Below are 24,152 nucleotides of genomic sequence, written 5' to 3'. Positions count from 1 at the left end.
CGGCTTGCTCATGACACCTCCTTGTAGGGCCTAGTGTGAGGCTCACGAGGTATCTAGGAAAGTGAGGGCGATTCAAAGATCAATGTCATTTTTGTGTTTTTGATGTAGTCGACGTTCACCCCACATGCCGTGCTCGCCACATTACGTTGATCCCACTTTGGGCATCCTCTCCTTACCACTTCTTGCACGCCTTGCCAGGGTAGCCGGGCAGGGTGCTGGCCTGGGGGCTGCAGGCTAGCTGTTGCGCTTGCGCCAGCCGTGCCGGTAGCGTGGCGGCTGTGACGTCGGCCCAGCCCATCTTGTTGCCCAGCCAGCTGGCCCAGGCAAATTCTACAAAATACACATCGTCTTTCTTGCTGAAGTAGCCGTCGTCTTGTAGCCAGCCGGCCAGGCTGCGGTACGGGTAGTCGGGCAGTGCGCTGAGCGTGGCGGGCAGTTGCGCCGGCGCCAGCGGCTGGCCTTGCTGGTTATACAGCCAGGCCCAGTGCCGTGCCTGCATCTGAGCCCAGAAGCCATCGGCTTGCGGCAGCTTGCCGATCACCTGCACTGGCGCCTGGGTCACGCCCACGCGCAGCAGCGCACTGGCAAAGTGGTGGCGGTCTACCAGATACAGTTGGCCGCCGGGGCCGATCACCACCGGGATGGCCTTTTTGCGGATGTGTGCGGCCAGCTTGTCGGCGGACAGCTGCCGCAGGCTGGCGGCTTCGTCGTCTACCTGCAGCTGGCCTATGCCGCCCTGGGTGGGGTGCAGCGCGGCCAGCGTGGTGTCGCACCAACTGCCGACGGGGGTATCGGGTTGGCAAGGGGCAGCGAGGGCAGACTGGCTGATGGCCAGTGCCAGTAGCAAAGGGGCAAACAGGCGGGACATGGTGGCTCCCTCGTCAGGTAGCCGGCGCGGTGCCGGCCTGGTTCATTTCATCGATATGATAAGTGCGGCGCGTCGCCAGCAGGGAGGCCTGGGCTAAAAGAACGCGCGCCACAGCGCCTGTACGCTGCGTTGCTGCGGCAGTGCGCCGTACTGGCTGCCGGGCGTGCCTTGCTGTTGCAGCCATTGCACGGCGTAGTCGGCGCGGTCGCCGCGCCAGCGCGCTTCCAGCCATAGCCGCGTGCTGCCGTCGGCCTGGTCGCGGTGCTGCAGCAGGGCCAGGTCCAGCCGTGGCTGCACGTCCTGCCAGCGCGCTTGCAGCAGCCATTGCCGGCGGCTGGGCAGGTTGCCGCGCTGCTGTTGCTGCAGGCGGTAGGCGAGGTAGGCGGCCGGTTGCCGCGCCAGCGCCGCCCATTGCGCCTCGTCCAGCGCGCTACCGTCGTATTGCCATTCCAGCCCCAGCGTCAGCTTGCCGGGCAGCGTGTATTGCACGCCGCTGGCCAGCTGGTTGCGCCAGCCCTGGCTGCGGTGCCGGCCGCCGGCCCATTCGCCGTACAGTACCGTGGCCTGGCCCAGCACGCTGCTGAGGTTCAGCCCCAGCCGGCTGCCGTTGCCGGCGGCGTGGTACAGCAGCCATTGCGGCGACAGCGGCCAACCCGGCTGGCTGACGCTGGCCAGCCAGCGCTGGCGCTGGTTGGTGGCGTTGGCGTCCGGCTGCAGCGTGGGGCTGGCCGGTGCGTGCTCCAGCGCCGGCGCCAGCAGCAGGTTGGCCGCGCCGCCGTCCCACCATTGCTGGGCGCGCAGTATTACCGTGCCCTGGCGGTTGTCGCGCTGGCTGGCGGGGTCGGCGGAAATCACGCTGCGCACCGCGCTGTCGCGCAGGAAGTCGGTGGGGTTGAAGCCGGTGGCCACGCCGTAGCGCACGTTGATGCGGCCCAGCGCCAGCTGGCGGGTGCTGTCCGGCTGCCAGGCGGCGTAGGCGTCGCTGACAGTCAGCACGCTGCCGGCCTGGCCATTAGCGGGCTGGCGCCAGTCTTGACGCGCCGCCCAGGCCAGCAGCAGGCCGTCGCCGGCGGTACGTTGGCCGCGCCACGCTAGCGACAGCCGCTGGCTGTCGGCGTGGTAAGCGGGCAGCTGCCACTGGCTGTGCTCGTGCGCCAGCTCGATAAAGCGCAGGCCGTCGTGGGCGGGTGGCGAGGCGGCCTCCGGCGTGGCGTCGGCCAGCGCCAGCGCGGCGGCGTCCGGGTCGGGCAGCGCGTTGGTGGCGGGTGTTTGTGCCAGCGCCGGCAGGGTGGCCAGCGCCAGCAAGGTGGCGGGCAGGCGGCTCATTCCGGCTGGAAGCGCGGCAGGTAGTCGCGTTGTAGCCAGGCTTCCGGCACCTCGCGTTTTACCCAGTCGCTATAGCGCATCACGGTAATCCAGTCCGGCTCCAGGCCGTCGATGATCACCGTTTCGGTGGGGCGTTCCACCCCCAGCCAGCGCTGGTAGCGGCGGTAGTAGGCGGTTTTCAGCAGCTTGCCGCTGTCGGCGTAAAAGCGCGCCTTGATCGGCCGGGCGCCGTCCTGGCTCACCCACATCTCGATGCGCGGATAGTTGGCGCCGTCGCCGCTGGCCTCCAGCAGCAGCTTGTAGCTGGCGCGTGGCTGGCGGTCGCCGTCCAGCGTGTCTTCTGCCAGCGCCTGGGTGGCACGGTAATCGCGGGCAAAGTTGGTGGTGACCACGTCGCCGTTGGACGCCTGGCCCAGCAGCCGCTGCTGCGGCGACAGCCGCACGCTGGCCTTGCTGGCCGGGTCGTAAAACCACAGGTCACGGCCGTTGTAGAGGATGAGCTTGCCCACGTCGCGTGCCGGCGCCTGGTAGCGCACCAGACTGCGGAACTGGCCGTCGCTGGCGCTGGCGCGCGAGTACACCACCAGCGTGCTGCTGTCGCTTTGCTTACCCTTGCGGTATTCGGTCAGCGTATTGCTGAGGCTGAAGGCAAAGCCGGGGTTACGCACGGCGTCGCTGGCGGCCAGGATGGCCTGGGCATCGGGTGCGGCGCGGGCGGTGTGCGCCAGGCACAGCGCCAGAAGCAGGATGAGTAGCGGTTTCATCGGGTGTCCTCAGCTGTGACGCAGCGCGTCGACAATCTGCTGGCGGGCGGCGCGGCGCGCCGGCCACCAGGCCGACAGCAGCGTTACGCCCAGCATGCCGCCCACGCTGCCCAGCAGCAGCGGGATGTCCTGCCCCACGCGCACCAGGATCAGGTAGGCATAGGCGTAGCCGGGCGGCGTCCAGCGCCAGCCGCTGTGGTTGATCAGCGCCGCCACCGCCAGCGCCGCCAGTACGCCCAGCACCACGCCGGCCAGCCCCAGCAGCAGCGCCTCGCACAGGAACAGGCGGCGGATGCCGGCGCGGCGCAGGCCCAGCGCGCGCAGGGTGCCGATCTCGCTGGTGCGCTCCACCACCGCGCTGCTCATGGTATTGCCCAGCGTAAACAGCACGATGACGCCGATCAGCATGGCGATAAAGCCGAACATGGAGTCCATGAACTGGTTGGTCTGTTCGTACATCGGGTTCAGCTGGCGGAAGTCCAGCACGGTCAGGTCCTGGCCGGCGCCGTGTTGCGCCAGCAGAGTGTGCAGCCGGGCGCGGGCGGTGTCGAGGTCGGCGGTGTGGTGCAGTTGCAGCAGGATGGCGGTCACCTGCGGTGTGTCGCGGCCGTATACCAGGGCCTGCGCCTGCTGCAGGTGCATCGCCATGTACAGGTCGTCCAGCGCCTTGATGCCCATATTGCTGGCCTTCACCACCTGCAGCGCGGCCACATTGGGCGCGCCGCGCTGGCTGGCGGCCAACAGCTCGATACGGTTGGCCGCATCGTGGCGGATGGCCGCCGGGGCGGCGTCCTGCTGCGCCAGCGCGGCCAGGTCGGGCGGGGTGTCGCCGCTGCCGGCGTGCGGCTGGCCGGCTGCGGCCAACGGTGTGCACGGCATGTCGGCCGGCAGCAGCCCGCACAGCCGCAGTTTGCGCGCCACGCCCTGGCCCACCACCACGCTGTCGGCGGGGCGGCCTTCCAGCGCCAGCGGCTGGGCGTAGCTCACCACGTGGTACTCGTTCCAGCGCAGCATGCGGTTGCGGGCGGCGGCGTCCACGCCGTTAACCAGTACCGAGCGCGACACGTTGGCCGCAAAGCGCCCGGCAATGCCGCCCAGCTGCAGCGCGGGGGTGACTTCGTTCAGCAGCGGCCCCAGCTGCGGGTCGCGCCGCAGCGCGGCCATCAGCGCGTCGTAGTGGCGAATGCCGTAAGCCGATGGGTTGTCGCTGCCTTCTTCGAAATACCCCTGGCGCTGGATCTGCAGGTGGCCGGTGTACTGCACGAAGCCGGTGAGCGCGCCGTACTGGATATTGGAGCGGTAGCCGCCAAACAGCAGGATGGCGGTGAGCCCCACCACCATGGTGAGCAGGGTGGCCAGCGAGCGGCGGCGGTTGCGCAGCAGGTTGCGCAGCGCCAGTAGCAGGGTGCTCATGGCTGGCCCTCCGTGGCGGGCTGCAGCCGGCCGTCGCGCAGCGGAATCAGCGCGTCGGCGGCGGCGATGATCTGCGCGTCGTGCGAGGAAAACACAAACGACACCGCGTGTTCGCGCTGCAGGCGGCGCATCAGCGCGATGATCTCGGCGCCGGTGTGGCTGTCCAGATTGGCCGTGGGTTCGTCGGCCAGCACCAGCGCCGGCTGCCCCACCAGCGCACGGGCGATGGCCACCCGCTGCCGTTGGCCGCCGGACAGCTGGCCGGGGCGGTTGTGCATGCGATCGGCCAGGCCGACGGCGGCCAACATGTCGCGTACACGCTGGCGGCGGGCGGCAGGGTCGACGCCGGCCAGAATCAGCGGGTACTCCACGTTCTCGTAGGCGCTCAGTACCGGCAGCAGGTTGAAATGCTGGAACACGAAGCCGATGTGGCGGGCACGAAAATCCGACAGCGCATCGTCGTCCAGCGCGTCCAGCGCCTGGCCGGCGATCTCGATGCGGCCGCTGTCGGCGCGGTCCAGGCCGCCGATCAGGTTCAGCAGCGTGGTCTTGCCGCTGCCGGACGGGCCGGCCAGCACGGTAAAGCAGTCGGGCTGGATGGCGGCGCTGATGCCGGCCAGTGCCGGCACGGCCACGCTATCCAGATGGTAGGTCTTGCACACATCGACCAGGTGCACGGTAGGCATGAAGGCTCCACAAGGTTGGCCGCAATGCACGGCATGCTAGCGCGGCGGCCGGCGCGTGTATTGAAGGATTGCGACATGCGGTAATGCGGCCACGCTTTTATAATTCCGTCATGTTCAAGATAGACCAGCCCCCGCTTCCTGCCGGCAGCCCGCTGTCGGCGGCGCGCAATGAAATGTGGCTGCCCCGCGCCGGGCTGGCCGCCGCCGTGCGCGCGGTGGTGGCACGCGACAGCCGGGGCATTACGCTGCCGGCGGCGCAGCGCTACACCTATTTCCCGGCGTCGCCGCTGTGCAGCATCACCTGGTTTCTGCACGGTGACTGTCACTTCGTGCACGCCAGCCTGCCGCCAGCAGAGGGCAGCCGGCGCGAGCGCTTGCCCGACTTCTGCATCGGCGGCCCGTTTACCCGCCCCAGCTGTTGCTGGTCGTCCGGCGAGGTGCACGGCCTGATGCTGCTGTTGCCGCCGGACGCCTTGCTGGCGCTTACCGGCCTGCCAGCCGGCGACCTGCTGAACCGCTTTGCCGACGGCCGCCACGTGCTGGACGACGACTGGCAGCAGCTGAACCGTGCCGTGGTGGCCGCGCCAGACGACGACGCCCGCATCGCGCTGATCGAGGCGTTCCTGACGCCGCGCTGGGCGCAGCTACGGCCGCCGCAAAGCCTGGTCAGCCGCCTCAACAGCGACTGGGTGCAGCACCTGGCGCTGCGGGCGGCCAACTCCGGCCTGGGGCGCAGCGTGCGGCAGGTGGAGCGTCGCATCAAGACCTGGACCGGCCAGTCGCTGCGCGAACTCAATGGCATGGGCCGCGCCGAACGCGCGTTTCTGGAAGGCGTGGCCGCCGAGCGCGACGGCGTCGTCAACTGGGGCGAGCTGGCCGACCTGACCGGCTACGCCGACCAGTCGCACCTGTGCCGGCAAACGCGGCGCGTTACCGGCTTTACCCCGGCCGAGCTGCGCCGCCGCCTGGCGGAAGACGAAGGCTTCTGGGTATACCGGCTGTGGGGGCTGAGCGAGCTGCACCTGCGCGCGGACTGAGCCGGCCCGCCATGACGCCAGGGTTGGCCGCTGTGGTGGTGGCGCCGCGATTTGCGAAGCGGTGCCCCGACAGGGGATAATGCCCCTTTTGCCTGTAAGGCAAACCCGAAAGGAATCGCATGAGCACCCTCCCGAACTGCCCGGCCTGTCAGTCCGAATTCACCTACGAAGACGGCAGCCTCTACATTTGCCCGGAGTGTGCGCACGAGTGGTCCAAGGACGGCGCCGCCGCCGTGGAAGCCGAAGAAGCCCGCGTGGTACGCGACGCTAACGGCAACCTGCTGCAAGACGGCGACAGCGTAACCGTGATCAAGGACCTGAAAGTGAAAGGCAGCTCGCTGGTGGTGAAAGTGGGCACCAAGGTGAAGAACATCCGTCTGGTAGACGGCGACCACGACATCGATTGCAAGATCGACGGCATCGGCCAGATGGGCCTGAAGTCGGAGTTCGTGAAGAAGGCCTGACACCGCTGCGGCCAACCGGCCCCGCGACGCAAAAGCCCGCTGGCACTGCCAGCGGGCTTTGTCTTTGCTGCGCCAGCGCGAGCGCCTAGCAGCCCAGCGGCATCACCATCTCGTGCCACTGCATGCCGCCGTGCAGCGAGGCCGACGGCCGCACGTACCGGTAGCCCAGGTGCGTATACAGCGCCACGTGCTGCGGCTTGCACATCAGGTGGATGGCCTGCTTGCCGGCCGCCTGCATGCGCTGCACAAAGCTGCGCATCAGCAGCCCGGCGTAGCCGCGGCCCTGGCAGGCCGGGTCCACCACGACGGACATGATCACCACGTTGGCCGCCGCCGGGTCGTGGCCGATCAGCTCCTTGAACGCTTCGTCGGCCATTTCCACCTGGTGCGCACAGCCGCTGTTGATGAAGCCGACCAGCTCGCCCTCGCATTCCAGCACCAGAAAACCGGCCGGGTACTGCGCTATGCGCAGCGCGATTTTCTCGGCGGTGGCGGCCTCGTCGCCTTCGTAGGCGCCGATTTCGATGGCGTAACAGCGGGCGGCGTCGCACGGCTCGGCCAGCCGCAGGGTCAGTTGCGGATTCGTTGTGGTCATGGCCCTAATCCATCAGCTGGCGGTACAGGTAAACCAGCACTCGCGCCAGCTCCTCGGCGGTTTGCGCCTGGCCGGTGTTGCCGCCGTGGCCGCCGCCTTCGGTTTCAAACAGCAGCGCGTCGTGGCCCAGCGCCTGCATACGCGCCACCATCTTGCGCGCGTGCGCCGGGTGTACGCGGTCGTCCTTGCTGCTGGTGGTAAACAGCGCCAGCGGGTAGGCGGCGTCGCCACGCACGTGGTGGTAGGGCGAGTAGGCTGCCAGCGCGGCGCGCTCGGCGGGGTCGTCCAGGTCGCCGTATTCGTCCACCCAGCTGGCGCCGGCCAGCAGCTGCGTGTAGCGCAGCATGTCCAGCAGCGGCACCTCGCACACCACCGCGTTAAACAGCTCAGGGCGCTGCGTCAGGCAGGCGCCCACCAGCAGGCCGCCGTTGCTGCCGCCTTCGATGCCCAGCCGGCGCGGGCGGGTGATGCCGCGCGCGATCAGGTCTTCGGCCACCGCGATGAAGTCGTCAAAGCTCACCTGGCGGTTCACGCCCTGCGCTGCCTGGTGCCAGGCCGGGCCGAACTCGCCGCCGCCGCGGATGTTGGCTACCGCAAACACGCCGCCTTTTTCCAGCCATTGCGGGCCGAAGTTGTCCATGTAGTAGGGCATCATCGGCACTTCGAAACCGCCGTAGCCGTACAGCAGCGTCGGCGCGTTGCCGTCCTGCGCCAGCCCGGCGCGGTGCACCACAAAGTAGGGGATGGCAGTGCCGTCCGGCGCGCTGGCGTGGTACTGGGTGGCGACGTAGCCGCTGGCGTCAAACGCGGCTGGCTGCTGGCGCAGCACCTCGGGCTGGCCGCCCGCCAGCAGGTCCAGCCGGTACAGGCCGGCGGGGGTGAGGAAGTCGCTGTAGCTGTAGTACAGCAGGTTGCTGTGCCATGGCTGGTCGGCAAACTCGATCACGCCGCCTTGTGGCAGCGGGTTGGTGTGCGGCTGCCAGTGGCCGTCGGCCCAGCGCAGCGTATCGAGCCGGCTTTTGACGTTGTCGATGACGATGATGGCCAGCAGGTCCAGCGTGGCTTCCACCATTTCTACCGACTGGCGGGCGCCAGGCAGCAGTAGCGGCTGGATGCGGCCAACCTGGCCGCTGTCGGCGGCGCAGGCCACCGCCAGCAGGCTGCCGGCGGTGTAATGCTGGCCGGCAAAGTGCCAGTCTTCCGCCAGTTTGACGATCAGGTCGCCGTGGCTGTAGGCCTCGATTTCGGCGCGCGGCGGCAACGGCAGCGCGATCAGGCTATCACCACTCAGCAGGTAATAGGTTTTGCTGTAAAAGCTGTCCGACGCTTCGATGATGTCGAACGCGGTAATGGCGCCGGCGGCCAGCGGGTTGGCCGCGTCCAGAAAGCGCCACGCGGCCACCATCATCGCGTCTTCGTCCAGCTGCAGCAGCGGCTGCGCGTCGGCCCAGCTTTGGCCGCGTTGCAGCAGCCATACTTCGCGCGGGTAGCCGGCGCGGGTGAGCTGGCTGTTGTCCCAGGCCGGGCACACGAACACGCTGTCCAGGTCGCGCCAGGCGATGTGGTTCTTGCCGTAGGGGAAGGCAAAGCCGCCGGCCACGAAGGCGCCGGCGTTCAGGTCGTACTCGCGGCTGACGGTGGCGTCGCTGCCGCCGGGGGTAAGGCTGAGCAGCACGCGCGTGGGCTGCAGCGTGTAGTGCGACACGCCGTCCAGGTACCAGTCCACGTCTTCGTCGGCGGCCAGCTGGTCGATGTCGATCACCGTCTGCCAGTCTTGGGCGTTGGCGCGGTAGCTGTCCAGCGTGGTGCGGCGGTAGATGCCGCGCGGGTGGGCGTCGTCCTGATGGAAGTTGTACAGCCAGCCGTCGTGCTCGGCAAAGAACGGAATCTGCCGCGTGTCGCGCAGGTTGGCCAGAATGCTGGCTTGCAAATCGGCAAAGCGCGGGTCGGTGTCCAGCCGTGCACGGGTGGCGGCGTTCTGGGCGGCTACCCAGTCCAGGGCGGCGGCGTCGTCCAGGCTTTCCAGCCAGGCAAAATCATCGGTGTGTGGGGTCATCGGGGCGGGGCAGAAAGTTGGCCGCAAGGCAGCAATGGGCGGATTGTGCGGCAGTTTGCGCACGCAGGGAAGGCAGCCGGGCAGGCTGCTGGCATAATGAAGGGGTACCCCTTTCGATGGAGGCTGCCATGCGTCGCGTCATCCTGCTGCTTGCTGCGCTGTTTGCTACTACCCCGCTGTGGGCCAAGCCGGTGACGGCTACCCAGGCGGCCACCTGCAAGACGCAGGCGGCCTGTGCCTATTTTGGCGACGTGTTGGCCGGCGACCGTGGCTTCCGCACCGCGGTGTACGCGGCGTTTCGCGGTAGCGGCGGCAAGGCGCCGGACTGGGTGGCGCGTGGCGTGATGACGCCGCTGCTGCCTATCCAGCAAGGGCGCGAGCTGTACCTGCGCGGCAGCGTGTGCCAGCCGCACAACTGCCCGCACCAGCTGCTGGTGTTGTACCAGCCGCGCCGTCAGCAACTGGTGGCGCGCTACACCCGCGAAGACGGCAGCCAGCTGTGGCTGGGCCGGCCGTCGGCGGCGCAAAAGGCACTGCTGCAGAACGAAAACGACCCCGCCTCGCCGCTGGCCGGCAAGCTCACCGACAGCACCCCGCTGCCGCTGGTGTTACCTTAAGTGTTGGCCGCCAGCGCGGCCTTCAGGTAGTCGATCCACAAGCGCATGGCCTGTGGCAGGTGGCGGCCGCTGGGGTAGTACAGGTACAGCCCCGGCATAGCCGGGCACCAGTCGGCCAGAATGCGCGTGACCCGGCCGTCGGCCAGCGCCGCCGCGGCGTAGCCTTCAAAAACCAGCGCAATGCCCAACCCGGCGGCGGCGGCTTCCACCATCAGCGGTTGTTCCCCCAGCGTCAGCTGCCCTTGCGGCTGCACCGTCAGCGCCTCGCCGTCTTTGGCCAGCTCCCACGCGTACAGCGGCCCGTTGCCGAAACGGTGGCGGATGCCGGCGTGCCGCGCCAGCTCCGCCGGGTGCTGCGGCGTGCCGTGCTGCGCCAGGTAGCCAGGGCTGGCGATGACGGCAAAGCGCATCGGCGGCCCTACCGGCACCGCCACCATGTCGGCAGCCAGCGTTTCGCCAAAGCGCATGCCGGCGTCGAAACCGGCGCTGACGATGTCCACCAGTGTGTCATCGCATACCACGTCCAGCTGGATGCCGGGGTAGCGCTGCAGAAAGCCCGGCAGCAGCGGCATCAGCAGCAGGTAGGCCGCGGTGCGCGGCACGTTCAGCCGCAGCAGGCCCTGCGGCTGGGCACGATAGTCGTTGACCGCTTCCAGCGCATCGCCAATCTGGCCCAGCGCCGGCCCCAGCCGCGCCAGCAGCGCTTCACCGGCTTCGGTGGCGGTGACGCTGCGCGTGGTGCGGTGTAGCAAGCGCACCTGCAGCCGCGCTTCCAGTTGGCGCAGGCTGTGGCTGAGCGCCGACGCGCTGACGCCCAGCTCTTGCGCCGCAGCGCGAAAACTGCGGTGGCGTGCCACGCAGGCAAAGGCGTACAGCTCGTTCAGCGGTGGTGTCATTGGTGAATATTGCTCAGTAAAGCAAGAAAGATAGCCTGGATTGTAGCGGGTAATCGCCGGCCTTACGCTGTCAGCATGGCTACAGCCACCCCGGTTGGGCCCTGTTTGCAAGGGAATGCACGATGACCACCCCCACTTCCCCCGTCGCCAGCACACTGGCGGGTAAAACCTTCTGGCTGAGCGGTGCGGCTTCCGGCATTGGCGCCGCTACCGCCCGTGCGCTGGGCGCCGCCGGCGCCAACGTGCTGTTGGCCGCACGCGACGCCGAACAGGCTGCGCTCGTGGCGCGCGATATCGAAGCCGCCGGCGGCCGCGCCCTGTTTCACCGTACCGACGTGCTGCGCGAAGCCGATATCGCCGCCTCGGTAGACGCGGCCGTGCGCCACTTTGGCCGCCTGGACGGCGCCTTCAACAACGCCGGCTGGTTGTGCCCGCCTGCGCCGCTGCACCTGCAGGACGACCACGCGCTGCAGATGAGCCTGGACAGCAATGTACGCAGCGTGTTCTGGGCCATGCGCCACCAGATCGCGGCGCTGCTGGCCAGCGGTGGCGGCGCCATCGTCAACAATGTGTCGATTGCCGGCCAGGTGGGCTTTGGCGGCATCAGCCCGTACGTGGTGAGCAAGCACGCGCTGCTGGGCCTCACCCGCACCGCCGCGCTGGAGTACTACGGCCAGGGTATCCGCATCAACAGTGTCAGCCCCGGCGTGGTGGCCAGCCGCATGTCGGCACAGGGTTTTGGCGATGCTGCCAGCCGTGAGGCATTTACCGCCACCACCCCGGCCGGCCGCGACGGCCAGTCGCACGAAATTGCCGCCGCGGTGATGTTCTTGCTGTCCGCTGCGGCCAGCTTTGCCAGCGGCCACGACCTGGTGCTGGACGGCGGTTACACCGTTGCTTGAGGAGCCCGCCATGACCCCGTATACCCTGATCGCCCGCCTGGGCCTGTGCGATGACGTGGCCGTCGACGAGGCACGCCAGGCCTTGCAACAGCTGTGCTGGCACACCCGGCGCGAGCCCGGCTGCCTGCGCTTCGAGCTACTGCAACAAACCGATGACGCCGCCGGCTTCTGGCTGCTGGAAAGCTTCCGCGACGCCGACGCCTTTGCCGCCCATCACGCCGCCGCGCATACCGTGGCCTACCAGGCGCGCGGCCTTACCCGGCTGCAGCAGCACTGGCCGCTGGCCACGCTGCCACCGCAGGCACCCGCGCAGCCGGATGACGGTGCCACCCGCTACGCGCGGGGCCTGGCGCGGCTGGCGCAAGTGGATGGCGAGGCCGGCCAGCGCGTCATCGACGCACTGCAAGGCGTGGCCCCGGCCTTGGCCGCGTACACCATTGCCTTTCCGTTTGGCGAGGTATACCAGGACGACGTGCTGACGCTGAAAGAGCGCGAAATCGCCACCATCGCGGCGCTGGCCGCGCTGGGCTACGCCACGCCGCAGCTGAAGGTGCATCTGCACGGTGCGCTGAACGTAGGCTGCAGCCGCGACGAGGTGATTGCGGTGCTGACGCAGATGGCGGTGTACGCCGGCTTCCCGGCGGCCATCAACGCGGTACTGGCGGCGAAAGAGGTGTTTTCCGAACGCGACGCGGCGTGAGGCGGCGGCCAAGCTTGAGGGCTTGGCCGCCGTGTCAGCAGCGGGACGCGATGGCTGGCGCCGTGGTGTTCAGCCTTTCACGCACACCACCTGGCGCAAGGTGTGTACCACTTCCACCAGTTTTTGCTGCGCCAGCATCACGGCGTCGATGTCTTTGTAGGCCATCGGGATCTCGTCGATGACGGCGGCGTCCTTGCGGCATTCCACGTGTGCCGTGGCGCCGATCTGGTCGGCCACGGTAAAGCGGCGTTTGGCTTCGCTGCGGCTCATGCGGCGGCCGGCGCCGTGGCTGCAGGAACAGAACGCTTCCTCGTTGCCCAGGCCGCGCACGATGAAGCTTTTGGCCCCCATCGAGCCGGGGATGATGCCCAGCTGCCCTTTGTGCGCCGCCACCGCGCCCTTGCGCGTGACCAGTACCTGGTGGCCGAAGTGGGTTTCCTGCTGCACGTAGTTGTGGTGGCAGTTCACGGCTTCCACGTCGGCAGCAAACGGTTTGCTGATGACGCGGCGCATGGCGGCCACCACGTGTTCCATCATCACCATGCGGTTCTGCCGGGCGTAGTCCTGCGCCCAGCCCACGGCGGCGACGTAATCGTCAAAGTGCTGGCTGCCTTCTTCGAAGTAGGCCAGGTCGCGGCTGGGCAGGTTGGCCATGTGTTGGCGCATGTCGGCCTGTGCCAGTTCGATGAACAGGTTGCCGATGGCGTTACCGACGCCGCGTGAGCCGGAGTGCAGCATCACCCACACCCGTTCGGCTTCGTCCAGGCACACTTCAATGAAGTGGTTACCGGTACCCAGCGTGCCCAGGTGCTTGTAGTTGTTGGTGTTCTTCAGCCGCGGGTATTTCTGCGTCAGCGCGGTAAAGGCCGGTGCCAGCTTGGCCCAGGCCGCGTCTACGCTGGCCGGGGGCTGGTGCCAGCTGCCCTGGTCGCGCGGGCCGCTGGTGCGGCCGTGCGGTACCGCCGCTTCGATGGCGCTGCGCAGGCCGGCCAGGTTGTCCGGCAGGTCGCTGGCTGTCAGCGTGGTACGGGCGGCCATCATGCCGCAGCCGATATCCACGCCGACTGCCGCCGGAATGATGGCGCCTTGGGTGGGGATGACGCTGCCGATGGTGGAGCCTTTGCCCAGGTGAACGTCGGGCATGACCGCCAGGTGCTTGAAGATGAAGGGCAGCTGTGCCGTTTGCAGCAGCTGCTGGCGCGCGCTGTCTTCTACCGGCACACCGCGGGTCCACATCTTGATCGGGCTGCCACCGTCCTGTTGCAGCAGTTCGTAGTCTTGTCGGGTATCCATATTGTTTCCGTGTCAGGGTGAGGTTGGCCGCAGGGTGACCAAACCGTTCAGCAATTGATCCAGGCCGCCTACCACCGAAATCTTGTCGATGCGCTCTGCCAGGCGTTCCAGCGTTTCCAGCTCTTTCAGTCGCAGCGCGGTGGGGTTGTCTTCCATCACTTTGGCGGTGTTCAGCAGCGAGCGGGTGGCGCCGGTTTCCTCGCGGCGGCGGATGACGTTGGCCTGCGCCGCTTTTTCGGCTTCTACCACCTTGGCCAGCAAGGCCTTCATGTCGCCGGGCAGGATGATGTCTTTCACCCCCAGCGCTTGCAGGTCGATGCCGAACACGGCCAGCCGGGTGCGTGCCTTGTGCAGCAGCTCCTGGTCCAGCAGCTGCTTGTTTTCCAGCAGTTCATCCAGCGTGCGGGTACCCACGGCGGCGCGCAGCAGCAGTTGCAGCTCGCGGTACAGGTGCTCGGCCGGTTTGGGCAGCTGGCTGAAGGCTTGCAGCACGTCGTGGAACTGCCAGTTGGCGTTCAGGTTCAGCCGCAGGCTGACCTTGTCGCGGGTCAGGATTTCCTGGCCGCTGACTTCCAGTGCCTGCAAGCGGGTATCGACCAGCTCTACCGCAATGTCACGGTTGAAGCGCCAGTAGCAGTAGCGGCCCGGCGCCAACAGCCGCAGCGCGTCGCCTTCGCTGCGTAGCAGGCCGACAAAGCCGGCCGGTACTTGCGCATTCAGCACCGCGTTCAGGCCGGCAATCTGGCGGCCGCGTAGCAGGGTTTGCGTCAGGCGTGCCTGCAAAGCGGCGGGCAGGGCCGCGGCGTCACGCAGGTTGACGCGTTCGACGTGCATCGGCACCCGGTCCTGCCAGTACAGGCCGTTATGGCCGGGGGGCAGGATCTCTACCAGCTGCTCGCGTTCGTAGCGCAGCGCCGCTTCGTCGTCGCCCAGCGACACCTCGTGAAAGTGGGCGGCTACCACCTCGGGTGCATGCTGGCGCAGGTAGTCGGCCAGCGGGTGCTCGAAGCGCGCCTGCTGCAGGCTGATGGTTTCCAGGGTCAGCTGCCCGAAGGGGTCGAAGCGGTAGTGGCGGCCTGGCGGCAGCAGGCATTCGAAGTCGCCTTCGCGCAGCAGCAGGCCGCGCTCGTTTTTCTTGACCAGCAGTTTCTTTAGCATCTTGGGCTCCTTGTTCGGGTGAGCCGGGGGCACACCGCTAGCGGGCGGGCGACGGGGTGCGGCAGGGGCATCGTGGGTGGGCAGCGCCGCTGACTACGCGGTGGCTGCCCCCGGATGTTGCTGCGGCAACGGGTCGCGGGCTGGCTAGCGGTGTGGCGGCGGGTTGGCCGCACCGGCTCGGCTACTGCATTGACACACTCGCCTTGAGAGGGCGTTTCGGACGGGAATCGAACCCGCTACACACAGCGAACAGGCTGTTGCTCTACCAAATGAGCTACCGAGGAGGCGATGCCGGGAGTCGAACCCGGCGTGGCAACCACTGCCATCGCCGTACTGCCGTGCAACAAGGGGCGGCATACCCGGCTACGACAGGCGGGCCTGGTACCGGGCACCGGGGCGGCTAGCAACCGCCTCCCGTGGGCACCGTGCTGCGTTGGGCAGTGTGTTGACTATTGCCAATAGCGTGCCAGCGGGGTGCTAAAGCTGAAAAAATCTTGCAAGTGGCTGTTTTTGAATGTTTTTATTTTTATTCTTAAGGCTGCTGTCGACAATTTTGCCAAGCATGCCATTGGAAATATGATACTTTTGGCTAGTAAATTTATCTTTTGGGATAGTTGTCATGCGCAAGCAGGTTGCCATCGGGTTTCTGGGTACGGTGCTGGACAAAGGCGGTTTTGGCGAAGCGCGCTGGAAGAAATGGCGGCCCAGCGTCGGCATTTGCCGCCAGCCGCAATGGCAGCTGCACCGGTTGCATTTACTGCACGACAACCACAGTCTGAAGCTGGCGCAACTGACTGCCGACGACATCCGCCGTGTCTCGCCCGATACCGAGGTGGTGCTGGAAACCTGCAACCTGCGTGACCCATGGGATTTCGAAGAGGTGTACGCCGCGCTGCACGACTTTGCCGCCGCCTACCCGTTCGACAGCGAGCACGAGGACTACCTGTTGCACATCACCACCGGTACCCACGTGGCGCAGATTTGCTGGTTTTTGCTGGCCGAGTCGCGCCATATCCCGGGGCGGCTGCTGCAAAGCAGTATCGGCCGTGCCGACGACGGCTACACGGGGACGGTCAAGGTGATCGACCTCGATTTGTCGCGCTACGACCAGATTGCGCAGCGTTTTGCCCGCCAGCGCGACGATACGCTGGCCTTGCTGAAGAGCGGGATCGCCACCCGTAACGAGGCCTTCAACCGCATGATCGGCCAGATCGAACGGGTGGCTACCCGTTCCGGTGCGCCGGTGTTGCTGTGCGGGCCGACCGGCGCCGGCAAGAGCTTTCTGGCGCGCCGCCTGTATCAGCTGAAAAAGGCACGCCATCAGTTGAGCGGGCCACTGGTAGAGGTGAACTGCGCCACCTTGCGCGGGGACGGGGCGATGTCGGCCCTGTTCGGCCATGTGAAGGGCGCGTTTACCGGCGCCTTGCAAGCGCGCGAGGGCCTGCTCAAACGCGCCGATGGCGGCATGCTGTTTCTGGACGAAATCGGCGAGCTGGGCTTGGACGAACAGGCCATGCTGTTGAAAGCCATCGAGGAAAAGCGCTTCTTCCCCTACGGCAGCGACCGCGAAGTCAGCAGCAGTTTCCAGCTGGTGTGCGGTACGGTGCGAGACCTACAGCAATGGGTGGCGGCCGGGCGCTTTCGCGAAGACCTGTACGCCCGCATCAACCTGTGGCGCTTTACCTTGCCGGGCTTGGCCGCCCGGCGCGAGGACATTGCGCCCAACCTGGAGTTCGAGCTGCTGCGCCACGCCAGCGAAAGCGGCGAGCGGGTGCGTTTCAGCCGCGAGGCCCGCGAGGCATACCTGGCCTTTGCCACGTCGGCCGAGGCCAGCTGGCAGGGTAATTTTCGCGAGCTGTCGGCGTCGGTAACCCGCATGGCGACGCTGGCCGACGACGGTAATATCGGCCTGGCCGAGGTAACCGAGGAAATGGCGCGCTTGCGCGATGGCTGGCAAGCGCCGGTGGCCAACGGGGCGGCGCTGGCGCCGGCCTTATGGCAGCAGGTCTTGCCGGACGCGCAGCTCGACCTGTTCGATCAGGCCCAGTTGGAGGCGGTACTGGCAGCGTGCCGCGACGCCGACAGTTTGTCCGAAGCGGGCCGCTGCCTGTTCGCGGTGTCGCGCCAGGCGCGCAGCACGGCCAACGACGCCGACCGCCTGCGCAAGTATCTGGCGCGTTTCGGGCTGGATTGGGCCGGTGTGAAGGCGGTGCTGTCGCCGTAAGCGGCGCTAGCCGTACACCTTCCAGAAAAACGCGGCGGTCAGCACGCTGCCCAGCGCCACCACCACCCGCTTCAGCCACAGCGCCGGCAGCCGGCGGGCGAGGCGGGCGCCGGCGACGCCGCCGCAGATGGTGCCGGCCAGCATTACCAGCGCGGCGGGCCAGTCCACCAGGCCGGCCACGATGAAGGTGAGCACCGCTACGCCCGAGATCAGCACCGATAGCCAGGTTTTCAGCGCGTTCATGCGGGTGAGGGTATCCAGCGCAAACAGGCTGTACAGCGCCAGCATCATGATGCCCATGCCGCCGCCGAAAAAGCCGCCGTAAATGCTGACCACGAACTGCCCTAGCAGCAGCGCGCCGGTACTGCGGCCCACGTTGGCCGCGTGCTGGCTCATCCAGCGCGTGAGCGTGGCGCTGAAGGCAAACATGGCGGTGGCCAGCAGGATCAGCCACGGGATCAGCACGTCGAACAGCCGGGGCGACACCACCGTCACCAGCCAACCTCCCGCCAGGCCGCCCAGCACGCTGGCGACGCTCATGCCCGCCATGGCGCGCTGACCGGCGAGTTCGCGGCGGAAGGTGAGGCTGCTGGCCACGTAGCCGGGCCATTGCGATACCGAGCTGGTGGCGTTGGCCACGATGGGCGGCACACCGGCCGCTACCAGCGCGGGGAAGGTAATCAGCGTGCCGCCACCGGCCACGGCGTTGAGGCCGCCGGCGGCGAAGGCGGCGGCAAACAGCGCCAGTGCGACGGTGAGCGTCATGCGGCCAGCACGCTGGCGAATACGGCGACGACGCGGTCCAGCTCGCTGCGGCCAACTTGCCAGTGCGTCACCAGCCGCATCAGGCCGTGTTCCGGCCCGTTGGCCTTGATGTTGGCCGCGGCCAGTGCCGCCATCAGGCGGTTGCTATCCAGCGCGGCGGGCAGGCGGAACCACACCATGTTGATGTGCACGTTGTCCAGGTTCACTTCCACGCCGGGCAGGGCGGCCAGCTGTGCGGCCAGGTAGCGGGCGTTGGCGTGGTCTTCCGGCAGGCGTGCCACCATCTCGGTGAGCGCCAGCAGGCCGGGGGCGGCCAGTACGCCGGCCTGGCGCAGGCCGCCGCCCAGCAGCTTGCGGTTTTTGCGGGCGCGGGCGATGAAGGTGGCCGGGCCGGCCAGAATGGAGCCTACCGGCGCGGCCAGGCCTTTGGACAGGCAGCACATCACGGTATCGCTGTAGCGGGTGATGTCGCTGACGTCGCAGCCCAGGTGCACGGCGGCGTTGAACACGCGGGCGCCGTCCAGGTGCACCGGTACACCGTGCTGTTGTGCTACGTCCCACACCGCCGCCATGTCGGCCAGCGGAATGACGCGGCCGTTGCTGTGCGCGTTTTCCAGGCAGATCAGGCCGGTGCGCGGCCAGTGGATGTCTTCGCCGTCACGGATGCGTTTTTTCACCTCGGCGGCGGGCAGTACGCCGTTATCGCTGGCGATGGTGCGCAGCTGTACGCCGGCAATGACGGCGGCGCCGCCGGTTTCGTGCCACACGATGTGGCAGTCGTCGCCCAGAATCACTTCGTCGCCACGCTGGCAGTGGGTAAACAGCGCCAGCTGGTTGCCGAAGTTGCCGCTGGGTACGAACAGCGCGGCTTCCTTGCCCAGCAGGCGTGCGGCCAACGTTTCCAGCTCGTGTACCGTGGGGTCGTCACCGTAGACGTCGTCGCCGACCACGGCGTTGGCCATGGCCTGGCGCATGGCCGGGGTGGGGTGGGTAACGGTGTCGCTGCGCAGATCGATGACGGTGGACATGCTGGCTCCTGGGCACAAGGGGAACGGTGGGGCGGCGCAATGCACAACGGCAACCCGGAGGTTGCCGTTGGAATGGACCGGGGGTTACCCGATTGTGCCAGCCGCAGGCCGGCTGCATGAAGGGGATTTTGGCAAAACAGTGTTCAGGCTGCGTTGATGTGGTAGGCCGCCTTGATGGCGGCGGCCTTGTCCAGGGCGCTTTGCAGGCCCTGCGCTCCCAGGCTGATGTCGTGGCCGCAGGTGCAGGCCAGGGCGGAGTCGGGTTGCAGGCTGGACAGGTGCTGGTGGTTTTCGTGGCCGCAGGCCTGGCACTCTATGACCACGGTGGCCTTGTAGTGCTTGTCCAGATCGATATCAAAGCGCGGTGACTTCATCAGGCGGTCTCCCGTAAAAGACAAGAACCTCCGCTGGCAGCGGAGGTTCTTCAACTTAGGAATGTGCCGGATTTATTGCAAGTTGCATTTGCCGGCACCCGCCCGCGATGGGCACCTGGCCTAGCGGCGGTGGCGGAAGGTGCTGAGGCCGATGGGCAGCTCGGCAAACCAGTTGATGAAGCGCATCACGTCGTCGCCCTGGTAGATGCTGCCGTGTTGCGGGCACAGCATGTCGATCTTCATGCGGCTGGCGCGCTCGCACCAGTCCAGCTTGGCTTCGGTGGAGCCCATCCAGCGGCGGTGGAAGCCTTCGGCGTGGCGGATGTGCTTGTCGAAGTCGCGCACGAACAGGACATCGTCTTCCGGTGGCAGCAAGGCGGCACCGACATCGCCGCTGAACAGGATGCGCGCGTCCGGGTCGTACAGGTGGAAGTTGCCGGACGAATGCAGGAAGTGCGCCGGCACGTATTCGATATGGCCGCTGCCCAGTGGCATGCTCATGCCCTCGTCGGGAATGGCGGTCAGCGAGTGCTCGTCGCCGCCAAAGTGCGGGATGAAGCTGCTCCACAACCGGCTGACGTAGCAGCGGATTTCGGGGTTGCATTCCAGCCACAGGCCCAGCGACGAGATGATGTCCGGGTCCTGGTGCGAGGCAAACAGGTAGCGTACCGACATCGGGTCGATGATGGTGGACAGCGCGGCGAATACGGCCGGAAAGATCTCGCTGCCGCCCGGGTCGGTCAGCAGGTTTTCGCCTTCGCGGCTGATCAGGTATTCGTTGGTATCGATGACGCAGTCGGGTTTGGACGGGTCGCGGGCAATCACTACCCAACGGTGGCTGCCGTCCTGGAAAATGGTCTGGGCCGTTTTCATCGTCTTTGCATTCCTGTGCACAGCGCCTCGATCGAGGGCAGGATGTTCTGGATTTTCTGGTCGAATTCCTGGCTGACCTCGGCCAGCGCGCGGCCGTATTCGCGGCCGTAGGCGGCTTCGATCTTGGCCGAGCGGGAAATGGCGGTGCCGAACTGGCACAGCTTGCGCGCGTCTTCCAGCCGGTCCAGCAGGCGTAGGCGCACGTCGCGTACGCGCAGGCTCACTTGCTCGAACTCGGCTTCGCGTCGCGTCATCACGTCGCGCAATGCCGGCGACGGGTTATCTACCAGGTCGGTGGCCTTCTTCAGTAGGCGGTAGCGGCGTTCCTGGCGCAGCAGGTCGGAGATCAGGTTCACCGCCAGGTAGGCGTCCTTGGATAGCTCCTGCATCAGCCCGGTCAGCTCGACCGACAGGCTGCGTAGCTCCTTGGAGATGACGCCAAAGCCCAGCGCCACCTCGCCGGCACGGTGCGCCAGCAGGATGGCGTTCAGCGCCATGATGTTGATCTGGAACGCGATCAGCACCACCCCCTTGATGCCTTCGTTCAGCCGCACGAAGCCGGCCAGTTCGCTGGAGGAATTCTTTTGTATTGCCCGGGTGCTCAACGCCTGCTCCTTCGCCGGTGGCCATGCAAAGAGTTTAGCAAAGCGCGTGCTGCGATGCCCCAGTTCTTTTAGTTTTACTAACAAGTGGTAACGCGCTGGTGCGCCGGGCGCAGCTTGGTTATGCTTGGCCGTTTTTTTGACGGGAGTCTGGCATGGAAGCCGATCTGGATCGCCGCTTTGGCGGTATCGCCCGCCTGTACGGCGACGCCGCGCTGCAAACCTTTGCTGCGGCCAACGTATGTGTGGTGGGCGTGGGCGGGGTAGGCTCCTGGGTGGTGGAGGCGCTGGCGCGCAGCGGCGTGGGCCGGCTGACGCTGATCGACCTCGACAATATTGCCGAATCCAATACCAACCGCCAGTTGCCGGCGCTAGACCCGCTGTACGGCATGGCCAAGGTAACAGCGCTGGCCGAACGCGTGCGCGCCATCAACCCGGCTTGCGTGGTGACCGAGGTGGAAGACTTCGTTACCGAAGACAACCTGGACGCCATGCTGGGCCAGGGTTTCGATTACATCGTCGATTGCATCGACAGCCTGCGCGTGAAGACGGCGATGGCGGCGTGGTGCGTGCGCCAGCGCCAGCCGTTTATCGTGTCTGGCGGTGCCGGTGGCCAGATGGACCCCACCCGTATTGCCATTGCCGACCTGGGCGCCGTCACCGAAGACCCGCTGCTGTCCAAGCTGCGTTACCAGTTGCGCCGCCACCACGGTTTCAGCCGCGAGCCGGGCCGCAAGCTGGGGGTGACCTGCGTGTACTCTACCGAGCCGCTGGTGTACCCGCAGGCGCAGGCCTGCGACACGGCCGAGGCGCGCGGGCCGCAGGGTTTGTCGTGCGCCGGTTTTGGCGCCAGCGTGGTGGTGACCGCTAGTTTCGGCTTGTTTGCCGCCTCGCGCGTGTTGTCTGACCTGGCCGCCGGCAAGCGCCGCAAGCGTTGAGCGCCGGTTTATAAGCGAAAAAGCCACCTTGCGAGGTGGCTTTTTTGCTTATGGCGTGGCCGGCAGCCGGTAGCGCTGGCGGTAGTACTGGCTGATGCGCTCGTATTCGCCACTGGCTTTCAGCTTCAGCAGTGCGGCGTCGAACTGCTGGCGCAGTGTCTGGCTGGCAAAGCCGACGTGGCGCGGCGAGTTGTTGAACAGTGCGTAGCTGACGATATTGAAGCGCTGGCCGTTCAGGTCGGTCTGGGTGGGGTTGGCGCGGAAGATGTATTCGTCGCCGACGATGACGTCGACGCGACGGTTCAGCAGCAGCCGGTTCAGCGTGTCCTGGTCGGCATGTTCGCTGTAGCCGGGTGACCGGGCGACTGCGGCGGCAAACTCGTTACCGAACAGCAGCCGGGCGTTCTGGAAGCTGGCAACCGTATAGCGCGACAGGTCGCTCACCTGCATCAGCACGATGCCGCTGTTGTGCAGGGCGATAGCGCGGTTGCGGTAATAGATCAGCGGTTGCGAGTAGTACAGCCCTTCGCTGGCGGCCGGCGTCAGCGTCAGCATCGCGTCCACCAGGTCTTCTTTCAGCATGGCCAGGCCGCGCGCCTGCGGCACCTGCACCACCTTGGTCTGGTAGCCGGCTTGCGCCAGCACGGCGATGGCCAGGGCGGCTTCCAGCCCGGTCTCGCCACCGCTTTCCACATACGGCGGCTTGGCCAGACCGACAGCCAGCCGGATTTCTGCCGCGCCGGCGGGCAGCAGCATCAGGCACAACAGAAAGGCAAACAGTCTGCTCATCGGGCGCTATCGAAAAGGTGCTGCAAGCACTATATAACGGTTGGCCGCAGGCGGTATGTCTGCTTGGTGGTACAGGGCGGCCAGTGGTGCGCTTTACCACAGCATGGCCGCCCGTTGCGGGCACGGTCTACAGCTTGAAGCTTTGCAGCGACTGGTTCAGCAGACGCGAACAGTCTTCCAGGCTGGCCGCTTCGGTAGACAGGGTGGCGGCTTCTTCGCGGTTGCTGCCGATGGCGTTGCCCAGCGCTTGCATGTGCTGGCTGATGGTGGCCACGTGCTGGCGGATGCTGTGGCTGTGGCTGACGTTGTCGTCGAAGGTCTGCTGCAGCGAGTCCAGCAGCAGGCGCGCTTGCTCCAGCGTGCGTTGCACGTCGCCGGAGCAGCCGGACAGCTTGTCGGCCTCGTCGGCCTGGCTGGTAATGACGCCGGCGGTGTCCTGGATGGTTTGCAGCAGCTTGCCGACAAAGCTGTCGGTTTCGGACAGTGTGGCCTGGGTCTGGCCGGCCAGCTTGCGTACTTCGTCGGCCACCACCGCAAAGCCTCGGCCCGCTTCGCCGGCACGGGCGGCTTCGATGGCGGCATTCAGTGCCAGCAGGTTGGTCTGTTCGGAAATGCCGGCAATGCGTTGCAGGATGCCGGTAATGTTCTGCACATCGCTGGACAGCGCCTCGAAGCGTTTGGCCAGCGTACGGTTGTCGGCCACATGGTGGTGCATGCCTTCGCTCAGTTCGCCGACGGCGCTGCGCGACTGCGCCAGCTGCTGGCCCACGCTGGCCAGTTGTTGCTGGGCGGCTTGCAGCATCTGGCTGCTTTGCGCGCTGAGCTGGTTGATGTCTTCGGTACAGCCGTGCAGGGTGTGCAGCGACTGCTGGCTGTGGTTCGCGGTTTCGCGCATGTGCTGGGTGCTCTGGCGCACGTTCTCGGCACTGTGGAAGGTCTGGCTGGCGTTGTCGGACACTTCGTGCAGGGTCTGGCTGACGGCCTGGCACAGCTGGTTGAAGCTGTGTGCCATCTGCGCGATTTCATCGTTGCCGTGCACGTTCAGCTTGCCGCTCAGGTCGCGTTCGCTGGCACGGCGGGCCACGTGGCGGGTAATGCGGCTGATGGACGCGGCCAGCATATTGGCCAGCAGCCAGGCCACCAGCATGCCTGCCAGCAGCGACACGCCGCCGATCAGCAGTACTTCACGCAGCACGGCATGGCGGCTGGCCATGGCGGCTTCCAGCGGCACGTCGGCCGCCAGTACCACGGTCTGGCCGTTCAGCGTGGTGGGCAGAAAGATGGAGCGGAAGGTGCCGTATTTGTCGGTGTATTCGTCGTACTGCACCGACTTTTGCTGGAAGGCCTGCTGCAGACCCTCGCTGGCCTCGTAGGCTTCCAGATGGTGGCCGAACTTGTCGCTGTTGCGCTCGGCTTCGCCGGCGCCGTCGGCCAGGTACACCACCTTGCCGTCTTTCTGCCACAGCAGGTACAGGTATTTCACGCCAAACTGGCGGGCGTAGTTGTCCATGGTGGCGGCGTTGGCCAGCATCTGCTGTTGACTGACGCTACCGGGTGTGAATACGTTGGCAAGGAAGGGCTCGCCCAACAGGGCGGGAATGGCCCGCGCCGCTGCATTAAGGCGGGTGTCGATGATGGCGGTAGCCTGTTCGGTGCTGCGCAGGTAGCTGTGCGCCGAGAGCGACAGGATGGTCAGTACATTCAGCAGGGCAAACAGGCAGACCAGCTTGGTACGGATGCTCACACGGTGTAGCCAGGACATGGGTGGCAAACCTCTTGTTTTG

Annotated in this window: 24 protein-coding genes and 1 tRNA gene; 7 read left to right on the top strand and 18 right to left on the bottom strand. The window is 66.8% G+C overall.

The window, feature by feature from the left end:
- Positions 1 to 172: 172 nt before the first annotated feature.
- From FLQ03_RS18795 to FLQ03_RS18775, 5 genes are all read right to left on the bottom strand, one after another.
- Entirely contained in the window at positions 173 to 868 is a 696-nt protein-coding gene (locus FLQ03_RS18795) for a ParB-like protein (RefSeq protein ID WP_206211053.1), read from the bottom strand.
- 93 nt (positions 869 to 961) lie between these two features.
- Positions 962 to 2,194: a hypothetical protein gene (locus tag FLQ03_RS18790; protein ID WP_144373775.1), complete on the bottom strand. Its 1,233-nt coding sequence runs from the start codon at positions 2,192 to 2,194 to the stop codon at positions 962 to 964.
- On the bottom strand, positions 2,191 to 2,958 hold the full coding sequence (locus tag FLQ03_RS18785) for an outer membrane lipoprotein-sorting protein (protein ID WP_144373774.1): 768 nt from the start codon (positions 2,956 to 2,958) through the stop codon (positions 2,191 to 2,193). Before FLQ03_RS18785 ends, FLQ03_RS18790 begins: the two co-directional genes overlap by 4 nt.
- Positions 2,959 to 2,967: 9 nt before the next feature.
- Positions 2,968 to 4,371: an ABC transporter permease gene (locus FLQ03_RS18780; RefSeq protein WP_144373773.1), complete on the bottom strand. Its 1,404-nt coding sequence runs from the start codon at positions 4,369 to 4,371 to the stop codon at positions 2,968 to 2,970.
- Positions 4,368 to 5,057 (bottom strand): ABC transporter ATP-binding protein, encoded by a 690-nt coding sequence (locus FLQ03_RS18775; RefSeq protein WP_144373772.1) that lies wholly within the window; start codon positions 5,055 to 5,057, stop codon positions 4,368 to 4,370. Before FLQ03_RS18775 ends, FLQ03_RS18780 begins: the two co-directional genes overlap by 4 nt.
- Before the next feature lie 110 nt (positions 5,058 to 5,167).
- Here FLQ03_RS18775 and FLQ03_RS18770 point away from each other — a divergent pair, with 110 nt between their 5' ends.
- Both FLQ03_RS18770 and FLQ03_RS18765 read left to right on the top strand, forming a co-directional pair.
- Complete coding sequence (locus FLQ03_RS18770) at positions 5,168 to 6,094, top strand: helix-turn-helix domain-containing protein (protein WP_206211052.1); 927 nt, start codon at positions 5,168 to 5,170, stop codon at positions 6,092 to 6,094.
- Positions 6,095 to 6,213: 119 nt separating this feature from the next.
- Positions 6,214 to 6,558 (top strand): zinc ribbon domain-containing protein YjdM, encoded by a 345-nt coding sequence (locus FLQ03_RS18765; protein ID WP_144373771.1) that lies wholly within the window; start codon positions 6,214 to 6,216, stop codon positions 6,556 to 6,558.
- Positions 6,559 to 6,643: 85 nt separating this feature from the next.
- On the opposite strand, the gene FLQ03_RS18760 is transcribed toward FLQ03_RS18765, so the two are convergent.
- A complete protein-coding gene (locus FLQ03_RS18760; RefSeq protein ID WP_144373770.1) occupies positions 6,644 to 7,153 on the bottom strand; it encodes a GNAT family N-acetyltransferase in 510 nt (169 codons plus the stop codon).
- 4 nt (positions 7,154 to 7,157) lie between these two features.
- Positions 7,158 to 9,209, bottom strand: a complete 2,052-nt coding sequence (locus tag FLQ03_RS18755; RefSeq protein ID WP_144373769.1) for a prolyl oligopeptidase family serine peptidase — start codon at positions 9,207 to 9,209, stop codon at positions 7,158 to 7,160.
- A gap of 128 nt (positions 9,210 to 9,337) precedes the next feature.
- Between FLQ03_RS18755 and FLQ03_RS18750 the strand changes: the two genes are divergently transcribed.
- Complete coding sequence (locus FLQ03_RS18750) at positions 9,338 to 9,826, top strand: Ivy family c-type lysozyme inhibitor (RefSeq protein ID WP_170252477.1); 489 nt, start codon at positions 9,338 to 9,340, stop codon at positions 9,824 to 9,826.
- Here the strand turns inward: FLQ03_RS18750 and FLQ03_RS18745 are convergent.
- Entirely contained in the window at positions 9,823 to 10,722 is a 900-nt protein-coding gene (locus tag FLQ03_RS18745) for a LysR family transcriptional regulator (protein ID WP_144373767.1), read from the bottom strand. The genes FLQ03_RS18750 and FLQ03_RS18745 overlap by 4 nt on opposite strands.
- A gap of 122 nt (positions 10,723 to 10,844) precedes the next feature.
- Between FLQ03_RS18745 and FLQ03_RS18740 the strand changes: the two genes are divergently transcribed.
- Positions 10,845 to 11,624 carry an SDR family NAD(P)-dependent oxidoreductase gene (locus tag FLQ03_RS18740; RefSeq protein ID WP_144373766.1) on the top strand — a complete coding sequence of 260 codons (780 nt, stop codon included), beginning with the start codon at positions 10,845 to 10,847 and terminating at the stop codon, positions 11,622 to 11,624.
- Between the two features lie 10 nt (positions 11,625 to 11,634).
- The gene (locus FLQ03_RS18735) at positions 11,635 to 12,324 is read left to right on the top strand and encodes a carboxymuconolactone decarboxylase family protein (RefSeq protein WP_170252476.1); all 690 of its coding nucleotides are present in this window, start codon (positions 11,635 to 11,637) and stop codon (positions 12,322 to 12,324) included.
- 69 nt (positions 12,325 to 12,393) lie between these two features.
- Here the strand turns inward: FLQ03_RS18735 and FLQ03_RS18730 are convergent, their stop codons facing one another.
- The 3 genes from FLQ03_RS18730 to FLQ03_RS18720 all read right to left on the bottom strand — a co-directional run bounded on the left by FLQ03_RS18730 (position 12,394) and on the right by FLQ03_RS18720 (position 15,056).
- Positions 12,394 to 13,617 carry an RtcB family protein gene (locus tag FLQ03_RS18730; protein ID WP_144373765.1) on the bottom strand — a complete coding sequence of 408 codons (1,224 nt, stop codon included), beginning with the start codon at positions 13,615 to 13,617 and terminating at the stop codon, positions 12,394 to 12,396.
- 12 nt (positions 13,618 to 13,629) lie between these two features.
- Positions 13,630 to 14,775: a slipin family protein gene (locus FLQ03_RS18725; protein WP_144373764.1), complete on the bottom strand. Its 1,146-nt coding sequence runs from the start codon at positions 14,773 to 14,775 to the stop codon at positions 13,630 to 13,632.
- A 215-nt stretch (positions 14,776 to 14,990) separates the two neighbouring features.
- Positions 14,991 to 15,056: transfer RNA gene (locus tag FLQ03_RS18720), tRNA-OTHER, on the bottom strand.
- Between the two features lie 338 nt (positions 15,057 to 15,394).
- Between FLQ03_RS18720 and rtcR the strand changes: the two genes are divergently transcribed.
- Positions 15,395 to 16,999 carry an RNA repair transcriptional activator RtcR gene (rtcR, locus tag FLQ03_RS18715; RefSeq protein WP_144373763.1) on the top strand — a complete coding sequence of 535 codons (1,605 nt, stop codon included), beginning with the start codon at positions 15,395 to 15,397 and terminating at the stop codon, positions 16,997 to 16,999.
- Between the two features lie 6 nt (positions 17,000 to 17,005).
- On the opposite strand, the gene FLQ03_RS18710 is transcribed toward rtcR, so the two are convergent.
- The 5 genes from FLQ03_RS18710 to FLQ03_RS18690 all read right to left on the bottom strand — a co-directional run bounded on the left by FLQ03_RS18710 (position 17,006) and on the right by FLQ03_RS18690 (position 20,644).
- Entirely contained in the window at positions 17,006 to 17,764 is a 759-nt protein-coding gene (locus FLQ03_RS18710) for a sulfite exporter TauE/SafE family protein (RefSeq protein ID WP_144373762.1), read from the bottom strand.
- Entirely contained in the window at positions 17,761 to 18,792 is a 1,032-nt protein-coding gene (gene ltaE, locus FLQ03_RS18705; protein ID WP_144373761.1) for a low-specificity L-threonine aldolase, read from the bottom strand. The genes FLQ03_RS18710 and ltaE overlap by 4 nt, the downstream gene beginning before the upstream one ends.
- 143 nt (positions 18,793 to 18,935) lie before the next feature.
- A complete protein-coding gene (locus FLQ03_RS18700; RefSeq protein ID WP_240802320.1) occupies positions 18,936 to 19,166 on the bottom strand; it encodes a hypothetical protein in 231 nt (76 codons plus the stop codon).
- 120 nt (positions 19,167 to 19,286) lie between these two features.
- Positions 19,287 to 20,039: an oxygen-binding di-iron domain-containing protein gene (locus tag FLQ03_RS18695; RefSeq protein WP_144373760.1), complete on the bottom strand. Its 753-nt coding sequence runs from the start codon at positions 20,037 to 20,039 to the stop codon at positions 19,287 to 19,289.
- Positions 20,036 to 20,644: a methyl-accepting chemotaxis protein gene (locus FLQ03_RS18690; RefSeq protein ID WP_144373759.1), complete on the bottom strand. Its 609-nt coding sequence runs from the start codon at positions 20,642 to 20,644 to the stop codon at positions 20,036 to 20,038. Before FLQ03_RS18690 ends, FLQ03_RS18695 begins: the two co-directional genes overlap by 4 nt.
- A gap of 152 nt (positions 20,645 to 20,796) precedes the next feature.
- Here FLQ03_RS18690 and tcdA point away from each other — a divergent pair, with 152 nt between their 5' ends.
- Complete coding sequence (gene tcdA, locus FLQ03_RS18685; protein ID WP_144373758.1) at positions 20,797 to 21,579, top strand: tRNA cyclic N6-threonylcarbamoyladenosine(37) synthase TcdA; 783 nt, start codon at positions 20,797 to 20,799, stop codon at positions 21,577 to 21,579.
- A gap of 48 nt (positions 21,580 to 21,627) precedes the next feature.
- Here tcdA and FLQ03_RS18680 read toward each other — a convergent pair whose 3' ends face one another.
- Complete coding sequence (locus tag FLQ03_RS18680; RefSeq protein ID WP_144373757.1) at positions 21,628 to 22,368, bottom strand: substrate-binding periplasmic protein; 741 nt, start codon at positions 22,366 to 22,368, stop codon at positions 21,628 to 21,630.
- Positions 22,369 to 22,495: 127 nt separating this feature from the next.
- A complete protein-coding gene (locus tag FLQ03_RS18675) occupies positions 22,496 to 24,130 on the bottom strand; it encodes a methyl-accepting chemotaxis protein (protein ID WP_144373756.1) in 1,635 nt (544 codons plus the stop codon).
- Positions 24,131 to 24,152 lie beyond the last annotated feature (22 nt).

The organism is Vogesella urethralis, from assembly GCF_007644045.2.
Lineage (GTDB): Bacteria > Pseudomonadota > Gammaproteobacteria > Burkholderiales > Chromobacteriaceae > Vogesella > Vogesella urethralis.
This window is presented reverse-complemented; position numbering and strand designations above follow the sequence as displayed.

Coding starts and splice junctions, on each gene's coding strand:
- FLQ03_RS18795 (WP_206211053.1), bottom strand. CDS start 868: ATGTCCCGCCTGTTTGCCCCTTTGCTACTGGCACTGGCCATCAGCCAG.
- FLQ03_RS18790 (WP_144373775.1), bottom strand. CDS start 2,194: ATGAGCCGCCTGCCCGCCACCTTGCTGGCGCTGGCCACCCTGCCGGCG.
- FLQ03_RS18785 (WP_144373774.1), bottom strand. CDS start 2,958: ATGAAACCGCTACTCATCCTGCTTCTGGCGCTGTGCCTGGCGCACACC.
- FLQ03_RS18780 (WP_144373773.1), bottom strand. CDS start 4,371: ATGAGCACCCTGCTACTGGCGCTGCGCAACCTGCTGCGCAACCGCCGC.
- FLQ03_RS18775 (WP_144373772.1), bottom strand. CDS start 5,057: ATGCCTACCGTGCACCTGGTCGATGTGTGCAAGACCTACCATCTGGAT.
- FLQ03_RS18770 (WP_206211052.1), top strand. CDS start 5,168: ATGTTCAAGATAGACCAGCCCCCGCTTCCTGCCGGCAGCCCGCTGTCG.
- FLQ03_RS18765 (WP_144373771.1), top strand. CDS start 6,214: ATGAGCACCCTCCCGAACTGCCCGGCCTGTCAGTCCGAATTCACCTAC.
- FLQ03_RS18760 (WP_144373770.1), bottom strand. CDS start 7,153: ATGACCACAACGAATCCGCAACTGACCCTGCGGCTGGCCGAGCCGTGC.
- FLQ03_RS18755 (WP_144373769.1), bottom strand. CDS start 9,209: ATGACCCCACACACCGATGATTTTGCCTGGCTGGAAAGCCTGGACGAC.
- FLQ03_RS18750 (WP_170252477.1), top strand. CDS start 9,338: ATGCGTCGCGTCATCCTGCTGCTTGCTGCGCTGTTTGCTACTACCCCG.
- FLQ03_RS18745 (WP_144373767.1), bottom strand. CDS start 10,722: ATGACACCACCGCTGAACGAGCTGTACGCCTTTGCCTGCGTGGCACGC.
- FLQ03_RS18740 (WP_144373766.1), top strand. CDS start 10,845: ATGACCACCCCCACTTCCCCCGTCGCCAGCACACTGGCGGGTAAAACC.
- FLQ03_RS18735 (WP_170252476.1), top strand. CDS start 11,635: ATGACCCCGTATACCCTGATCGCCCGCCTGGGCCTGTGCGATGACGTG.
- FLQ03_RS18730 (WP_144373765.1), bottom strand. CDS start 13,617: ATGGATACCCGACAAGACTACGAACTGCTGCAACAGGACGGTGGCAGC.
- FLQ03_RS18725 (WP_144373764.1), bottom strand. CDS start 14,775: ATGCTAAAGAAACTGCTGGTCAAGAAAAACGAGCGCGGCCTGCTGCTG.
- rtcR (WP_144373763.1), top strand. CDS start 15,395: ATGCGCAAGCAGGTTGCCATCGGGTTTCTGGGTACGGTGCTGGACAAA.
- FLQ03_RS18710 (WP_144373762.1), bottom strand. CDS start 17,764: ATGACGCTCACCGTCGCACTGGCGCTGTTTGCCGCCGCCTTCGCCGCC.
- ltaE (WP_144373761.1), bottom strand. CDS start 18,792: ATGTCCACCGTCATCGATCTGCGCAGCGACACCGTTACCCACCCCACC.
- FLQ03_RS18700 (WP_240802320.1), bottom strand. CDS start 19,166: ATGAAGTCACCGCGCTTTGATATCGATCTGGACAAGCACTACAAGGCC.
- FLQ03_RS18695 (WP_144373760.1), bottom strand. CDS start 20,039: ATGAAAACGGCCCAGACCATTTTCCAGGACGGCAGCCACCGTTGGGTA.
- tcdA (WP_144373758.1), top strand. CDS start 20,797: ATGGAAGCCGATCTGGATCGCCGCTTTGGCGGTATCGCCCGCCTGTAC.
- FLQ03_RS18680 (WP_144373757.1), bottom strand. CDS start 22,368: ATGAGCAGACTGTTTGCCTTTCTGTTGTGCCTGATGCTGCTGCCCGCC.
- FLQ03_RS18675 (WP_144373756.1), bottom strand. CDS start 24,130: ATGTCCTGGCTACACCGTGTGAGCATCCGTACCAAGCTGGTCTGCCTG.